Here is a 6,981-nt window from a genome sequence, read left to right as displayed (position 1 = left end):
GGCCGGTTTCGCGAGCACGAACTCGCCGACATCCTCCTGAGCGTCCCCGGCATCGGCGCCGTGCTCGGCGCGGAGTTCCTCGCCGCCGTCGGCGGCGACCTGGACGAGTTCGACTCCCCCGACGCCCTGGCAGCCTTCGCCGACGTCGCCCCCGCGCCCCGCGACTCGGGCAAAGTCCACGGCAACCTCCACCGGCCGATCGCCTACCACCGCAGACTCCAACGCGTCTTCTACACCTCCGCGCTCGTCAGCATCCGCTACGACCCAAACTCCCGGAAGTTCTACGACCGCAAACGCGCCGAAGGGAAGAAGCACGTCCAAGCCGTCCTCGCCCTCGCCCGCCGACGCGTCAACGTCCTGTGGGCACTCATCCGTGACCGACGGTGCTACCAGGTCACACCACCAGTCACTGCCGCCGCTTGACAACAGCATTAGGAAGCCTCCGGGAGCAGCGCCCCCGGAGGTCTTACGCCCTCGACACCAGCCGGGATGAGACCAGCCCGGACCAGCATCACGCGGGCGGAGTTCTTGTCCCTGGGGGACACGACTCCGCACGCGGTGCAGGTGTAGGTACGTTCCGAAAGAGGAAGTGCGTGCTTGGTTCTCGCTCCGCACGATGCGCAATCCATGGTGGTATGCGCGGGATTCACGAGACGGACGTCCCGCCCATGCTTGCGGCCCATCTCGATCAGGGCCATCTTGGTGGCGCCAATGGTGGCGTCGGCCGCCTTGCGGGCCATGGTGGTCTTGGCGAGGAACTTCGGCCGGAAGTCCTCGACAGCGATGGCGTCGTGGTCGCGGACGACGCGCTTGGCCCACTTGCGGGCGGTGTCCTGCCGCTGCCGGGCAACCTTCTTGGAGACCTGTGCGGCCTGCCGCTGCGCCTTCCTGTAGCCCTTGGACGCGGCCTGCCCCTTGGCGGGCCGGCGGCGGGCCATCATCCGCTGATACCGGGCGAGACGCTGCGCGGCCCGCTTGCCGTGTTCGGCGTGCGGGAGGTCGTGCGCGTCCGATGTGGTGGTGGCGGTCTCCTTGACGCCCCAGTCGACACCGAGGACCGCGCCCGTGGCGGGGAGCGGCTGCACCTCGGTGGCGACGACGAACGACGCGTACCAGTGGCCGAGGCTGTCCCGGTACACCCGCACCGACGACGGAGCGGACGGCAGTTCACGCGACCACACCACCATCACGGCGATGCCGCCCGCAAGGTGCAGGCGGCCGTCCTTCAGCCGGAACCCTCGAGTGGTGTAGTTCAGCGTCGGCTCGGCGTCGCGCTTGCGCTTATGCCGGGGCATGCCCGCGCGCTGCTTGACCGGCAGGCGGCGTTCGATGTCCTTCAACGCCTTGGAGCGGGACTTGGCGAAGTCCCGGATCGTCTGCTGCTGCGGGACGCTCGCGCCGTCCCGCAGCCACGGCAGCTTGCTGCGGGCTTCGGTCAGCATCTTGTCGAGCTGCGCCGGACCGCAGGTCAGCTTGCCCTCGGGGTGCGCCCGATTGTGTGCGTGCACCTGCCGGGACTTGGCGACGCATTCATTCCACACCCACCGGCAGCGGTCCCACTCGGCGAGCAGCGCGGTGCGAGCGGTCGACGACACGCGAAGCCTGAAGGCGTACCGGGCGTGCCCGGCATCCCTGGCTCCCTGCGGCACCGTCATGGCATCATTTTAGCATGGCTGATGAGAAGAGAATCTCCCTCCGACTCCCAACCGACCTGCACGCACGGCTGGTTGAACAGGCCCGTTCAGACCGGCGGTCCCTCAACTCTGAGATCGTCCACCTGCTTGAGGTCGCCCTCACCGATGCGGGTGGAGATGACGAATCGCCCTGACGGCGATTCCTCTTTCCTTGTCCTGCTCCGCAGGAGTTCGATTCCTCCCCGGCCTGAAGGCCGGGGCTTCCTCGAAGGGGGCTCGGTGAGCGTGATCGAGTGGAGTGCCGTCGGATCACTCGCCGCCTGGCTGTGGCTGCTGCTCGGCCAGGGCTTCTTCTGGCGTACGGACGTAAGACTTCCACCCCACGAGGACCCGGCCCCGGGCGACTGGCCGTCGGTGTGCGTCGTCGTCCCCGCACGGGACGAGGCCGACGTCCTGCCCGAGAGCCTTCCCTCCCTGCTCGCCCAGGACTACCCGGGCCGGGCGGAGGTCTTCCTGATCGACGACGGCAGCCGCGACGGCACCGGGGAGCTGGCCCGCGAACTGGCGCGACGGCACGGCGGGCTGCCGCTGACCGTGGCCTCACCAGGTGAGCCGCCCGCCGGCTGGACGGGCAAGCTGTGGGCGGTACGGCACGGCATCGGCCTGGCACGCGCGCGTGGCCCCGCCTACCTGCTGCTGACGGACGCCGACATCGCCCATGCCCCGGACAGCCTGCGCCATCTGGTGGCGGCGGCACGCACCGGGGGCTTCGACGTCGTCTCGCAGATGGCCCGGCTGCGCGTCGAGAGCCGGTGGGAGCGGCTCGTCGTACCGGCCTTCGTCTACTTCTTCGCGCAGCTGTACCCCTTCCGCCGGATCGGCCGCCGCGGGGCGCGGACGGCGGCGGCCGCGGGCGGCTGCGTGCTGCTGCGCGCCGAGGCCGCCGAGCGGGCGCGGATCCCGGACGCGATCCGGCAGGCGGTGATCGACGACGTGGCCCTCGCCCGGGCCGTCAAGGCCGGCGGCGGCCACATCTGGCTGGGGCTGGCCGAGCGGGTGGACAGCGTGCGCCCCTATCCGCGGCTGCGCGACCTGTGGCGGATGGTCTCGCGCAGCGCCTACGCGCAGCTGCGCCACAACCCGCTGCTGCTGCTCGGCACGGTCGCCGGGCTGGCGCTGGTGTACCTGGTGCCGCCGGTGGCGCTGGCCGTGGGCCTGGCGGCGGGCGACGCGGGGGCGGCGCTCGCCGGTGGTTCGGCCTGGCTGGTGATGGCGGCGACGTACATCCCGATGCTCCGCTACTACCGGCAGCCTCTGTGGCTCGCCCCCCTGCTGCCGTTCACCGCGTTCCTCTATCTGCTGATGACGGTCGACTCGGCGGTGCAGCACTACCGGGGCCGCGGTGCGGCCTGGAAGGGCCGCACGTACGCGCGTCCGGACGCCGTGCCCGACGAAGGATGAGCCGGTGAGCGTTCACTTGCGGCCGGGGGTCCAGTTCATGCCCCAGCCGTAGGCGCGGTCGATGGTGCGTTGCGGGCTCACCCCGCGGTCGGGCACCAGGTAGCGCGCCTCCCGCTGGACCACGAGGTCGCCGCCGGTATTGGTGATCAGGGCGAGCGCGCACACCGTCGAGGGCACCGTGCACTCGTCGAGGGAGAAGTCGACGGGGGCGCCATGCTGCGGCTGGAGGGTGACCGTGGCGTGCAGGTCGGCGAAGGAACGGGCGCCTTCGTAGATGGTCACGAAGACGAGGATGCGGCGGAAGTCGCCGCTGTGGTCGAGGTTGATGGTGAGGTTCTCGCCGTCGGCGACTGCGCCGGTGCGGTCGTCGCCGTCGAGGTGGATGTACGGCGGCCGGTGCAGCGCGCCGAAGGCGTTGCCGAGGGCCTGGACGACGCCCTTGCGGCCGTCCGACAGCTCGTAGAGGGCGCACAGGTCGAGGTCGAGGTCTCTGTGCATGGCCACCGCACGGCCGCGCTTGCTGCCCCAGCCGGAGAACTGTTTGCGCACCTCCCAGTTGAGGTTCACGCGCATGGCGCCCGCGGTTCCGCCCTGCTTGGCGAGCGACACCGAGGGGGCCGCCTTGGTGAGCGTCACCTTGCTCAGGCGGACCGGGGCCGCGGCGGGCGTGGGCGTGGCGGACGCGGGCATGGTGGGCGCGGGTGTGCCGAACGGCGACGCGGGTGCGCCGGACGGCGGCGCGGTGACCGGGGGCGCGACCGGCGGCGGGAGCGGAACCGGCGGTCCGACCGGCGGCGGGGGCGTGGCCGGGAAGGGGGCCGGCGCGGGTGGCGGCGGCGCCGTGCCGGATGCCTGCGGAGTCGGCGCCGGGGGCGGCGGCGTGTGCTGCGGTTCGTCCACGGTGATGCCGAAGTCCGTGGCCAGGCCCTCGAGTCCGCTGCCGTAGCCCTGGCCGACGGCCCGGAACTTCCAGGCGCCCTGACGGCGGTAGAACTCGCCGAGCACGAACGCCGTCTCGACACTCGCGCCGGTGCTGTCGAACCGCGCGGCCACCGTGCCGCGAGCGGCGTCCCGGACCTCGATGTAGAGGCCGGGCACCTGTCCGAAGGTGCCGCCGTCGGCGGAGGCGGCGAGCACCACTTTCTCGATCGAGGGCTCCACGCGCGCGAGGTCGACGAGCAGGGTGTCGGTCACCTGGCCGCCGAGGGTGTCCTTGCCCTCGTACCGGACCGCGCCTGAGGGGTGGGCCGGCTGGTTGTAGAAGACGAAGTCCGCGTCGGAACGCACCTTTCCGCCCACCAGCAGCAGCGCCGAGACATCCGCGTCGGGGATGCCCGGACCGGGGCGCCAGCCCACCTCGACGCGCAGCGCGGTGGCTGGCACCGGCGTGTTGGACCCCTTCGGCATGGACATCTTTCGCCCCCATCACATGTCGGACAGGCCGTGGCCCCGGCAGTCCGTCGGCTCGCTACCCGACCAACCTAAGCCCGATGACACCGAACTCCCATGAGAAGCACCGGAACACGCCTGGCCGACCGCCGGTAACCCGGCCTGAAGATCAGGCTTATACACCACCCGAGCCTTGCTCGATGCCCCTTTTTGGCCAAGTTCGCTCATATTGGGGACCTCACGTCACTGCCGACACGGAAAACAACCTTCTTATCGGTCTCCCCAACCAGCACATCGTGGGCTTTACTTATGGCCATGACCTCCCCCCGCTCCAGTTATGGCGGCGGCTACTACTCCGCCTCCTTCCCGGACACCCCGATCTACGACTCGCTCGTGGCCGAGCGAGGAACCCCGCAGATCGCCCCCATCCGTGTTCCGGCGCCGTACGACACGGGCAGCCACCTGACCGCGGGTGGCCCGATGAGCACCGGCAGCAACCTGCCCGCGCTACCTTCGGCGCTGCCCGCCCTCCCGGCGGCCCCGTCCCAGCACTCCTACGGCTACCCGCAGGCGCCGCAGCCCGTCCCCCCGCAGCCGGCGCCCACGCCCTACATCCCGCAACAGGCCTCCGCGCCGCGCGGGTATCCCGGCCCGCAGCAGCCGCAGCCGCCACGCCCGATGGCGAGCGGCACCGGTTACGAGGCCATGCGTCCCGCGACCCCGCGGCCCGCCCCGGCGCCCTACCAGGACCCGTACGGCAACCAGCAGTACCGCGGTTACTGATCCATTCCAGGGCCGTCCGCTCCCCGGCTGTCCGTGCCGCCTGGCAGGATGAGGCCATGGGGAACGCGGAACTGCACGCGCTGCACATCCACCCGGTCAAGGCACTGCGAGCCGTCCCGCTCGCGGAGGCCGTCGTCCAGCCCTGGGGGCTGGACGGGGACCGGCGCTGGGCGCTGATCGACGACGGGGGAAAGGTCGTCACGCAACGCCAGCAGCCGCACCTCGCGTTGGCCGCCGCCGAGCCCGAGCCTGGTGGCGGCCTCCGTCTTTCCGCGCCCGGACGCGCCCCGGTCACGGTCTCCGTCCCCGCGCCGGGCGACACGGTGACCGTGGAGATCTTCGGCGAGAAGGTGGAGGCCGTCCCGGCGGACGACGCCGCCCACGCCTGGTGCAGCGGCCTCACCGGGAACAACGTCCGCCTGGTCCACCTGGACGATCCCGCCACGCGCCGGCCCATCGACCCGGCCTACGCCCTGCCGGGCGAGACGGTGAGCTTCGCCGACGCCTTCCCGCTGCTGCTCACCACGCTCTCCTCCCTCGCCTCCCTCAACTCCCTGATCGCCGAGGGGGATCACGCCGACGAGGGCCCGCTGCCCATGAACCGCTTCCGGCCCAACGTCGTGGTGGCCGGCACCCCCGCCTGGGCCGAGGACGACTGGTCGCGCATCGCGATCGGGGAGGTCCCCTTCCGGGTCGCCAAGATGTGCGGACGGTGCGTGGTGACCACCACCGACCAGGCCACCGGCGCCCGCGGCAAGGAACCGCTGCGCACCCTCGGTCGCCACCGCCGCTTCGGAGGCGAACTGGTCTTCGGCCAGAACCTGGTGCCCGAGTCCACCGGCACCATCCGGCTCGGCGACCCGGTCACCGTTCTCGACTGACTTCCGGCCACGGGCGGGAACCCCGGGGCGGGGACAGGTCGTTGGGCTTTCGTGAGGAGTTCGTGAGAATGCCCGGCCCGAGGTGATTTCCCTCTCTCTTCGGCCGGCGAGGGGGCGAACTGTTCCGGCGGGGGTTATCACGGAGGGGGAAGGGGGGTGCGGTATCCGTGCGACCGATCAGTGGCATCTGGCGCTGGCGGCACAACCCGCTGCGGCGCACGACCGATCTCGTCGAGGCCTGGGTGGCCCTGGTGGCGCTGCTGCTGATCCTGGTCGCGGCCCCCGTGCTCGGCTCCCTCGCCGGTTTCGTCGCCCAGGACGCCCTTCAGCAGTCCGTGCGCGAGCAGCGCCAGTCCCGGCACCCGGTGGCGGCCACGGTGGTGCGGATACTGAACCGGCCGGATCCCGACCCGGAGATCACCACGGGACGGGAGCTGCGCAGCCGCGTCCTCGCCGACTGGACGGCCCCGGACGGCACCCGGCAGCACGGCCCGGTCACGACGAGCCTGGGGTCCCCCCACCCCGGCGACCACTTCACACTGTGGACGGACGGGCACGGCCGCACCGTGACGCGCCCCCTGGACTCCACGACGGCCACGACCCATGCGGTGCTGGCCGGTTGCGGCGCGGGCATGCTGGCCGTCGGCCTGGTGGAGGGGATACGCCGGCTGATCGTCTGGCGCCTGGTCCGCCGGCGGTACGCACGCTGGGACCAGGCCTGGGACCGCACGGGCCCGGACTGGGGCCGTACCGGCACCGGCAGCTGACGGCCTTTGGGCTCCGGTCAACCGAGCGTCCGCGCGCACGCTACGGTGGACCGGCCGACGCACTCG

At 71.7% G+C, this 6,981-nt stretch carries 8 protein-coding genes; 6 read left to right on the top strand and 2 right to left on the bottom strand.

What is annotated here, in order from left to right; genetic code table 11:
• Positions 1-423: transposase (locus ABZ818_RS28990; protein WP_361420777.1), on the top strand; the 423-nt coding region annotated here is incomplete at its 5' end.
• Between the two features lie 8 nt (positions 424-431).
• On the opposite strand, the gene ABZ818_RS28985 is transcribed toward ABZ818_RS28990, so the two are convergent.
• Entirely contained in the window at positions 432-1,655 is a 1,224-nt protein-coding gene (locus ABZ818_RS28985) for a transposase (RefSeq protein WP_361420774.1), read from the bottom strand.
• Between the two features lie 14 nt (positions 1,656-1,669).
• Between ABZ818_RS28985 and ABZ818_RS28980 the strand changes: the two genes are divergently transcribed.
• Together ABZ818_RS28980 and ABZ818_RS28975 are read left to right on the top strand one after the other, a co-directional pair.
• Complete coding sequence (locus tag ABZ818_RS28980) at positions 1,670-1,828, top strand: Arc family DNA-binding protein (RefSeq protein WP_361420771.1); 159 nt, start codon at positions 1,670-1,672, stop codon at positions 1,826-1,828.
• Positions 1,829-1,913: 85 nt separating this feature from the next.
• The gene (locus ABZ818_RS28975; RefSeq protein WP_361420768.1) at positions 1,914-3,095 is read left to right on the top strand and encodes a glycosyltransferase; all 1,182 of its coding nucleotides are present in this window, start codon (positions 1,914-1,916) and stop codon (positions 3,093-3,095) included.
• Positions 3,096-3,107: 12 nt separating this feature from the next.
• Here the strand turns inward: ABZ818_RS28975 and ABZ818_RS28970 are convergent, their stop codons facing one another.
• The gene (locus tag ABZ818_RS28970; protein WP_361420796.1) at positions 3,108-4,502 is read right to left on the bottom strand and encodes a TerD family protein; all 1,395 of its coding nucleotides are present in this window, start codon (positions 4,500-4,502) and stop codon (positions 3,108-3,110) included.
• 297 nt (positions 4,503-4,799) lie between these two features.
• Here ABZ818_RS28970 and ABZ818_RS28965 point away from each other — a divergent pair, with 297 nt between their 5' ends.
• The 3 genes from ABZ818_RS28965 to ABZ818_RS28955 all read left to right on the top strand — a co-directional run bounded on the left by ABZ818_RS28965 (position 4,800) and on the right by ABZ818_RS28955 (position 6,915).
• Positions 4,800-5,267, top strand: a complete 468-nt coding sequence (locus ABZ818_RS28965) for a DUF6643 family protein (protein ID WP_361420765.1) — start codon at positions 4,800-4,802, stop codon at positions 5,265-5,267.
• 56 nt (positions 5,268-5,323) lie between these two features.
• Positions 5,324-6,148 carry an MOSC N-terminal beta barrel domain-containing protein gene (locus ABZ818_RS28960; RefSeq protein ID WP_361420762.1) on the top strand — a complete coding sequence of 275 codons (825 nt, stop codon included), beginning with the start codon at positions 5,324-5,326 and terminating at the stop codon, positions 6,146-6,148.
• 167 nt (positions 6,149-6,315) lie between these two features.
• Positions 6,316-6,915 (top strand): hypothetical protein, encoded by a 600-nt coding sequence (locus tag ABZ818_RS28955; RefSeq protein ID WP_361420759.1) that lies wholly within the window; start codon positions 6,316-6,318, stop codon positions 6,913-6,915.
• The last annotated feature ends 66 nt before the right edge of the window (positions 6,916-6,981 follow it).

The sequence above is a fragment of the Streptomyces sp. NPDC047453 genome (assembly GCF_040643155.1).
Taxonomy (GTDB): Bacteria; Actinomycetota; Actinomycetes; order Streptomycetales; family Streptomycetaceae; genus Streptomyces.
Note: the sequence above shows the minus strand (reverse complement) of the source record. Positions and strands in the feature narration are given on the sequence as shown.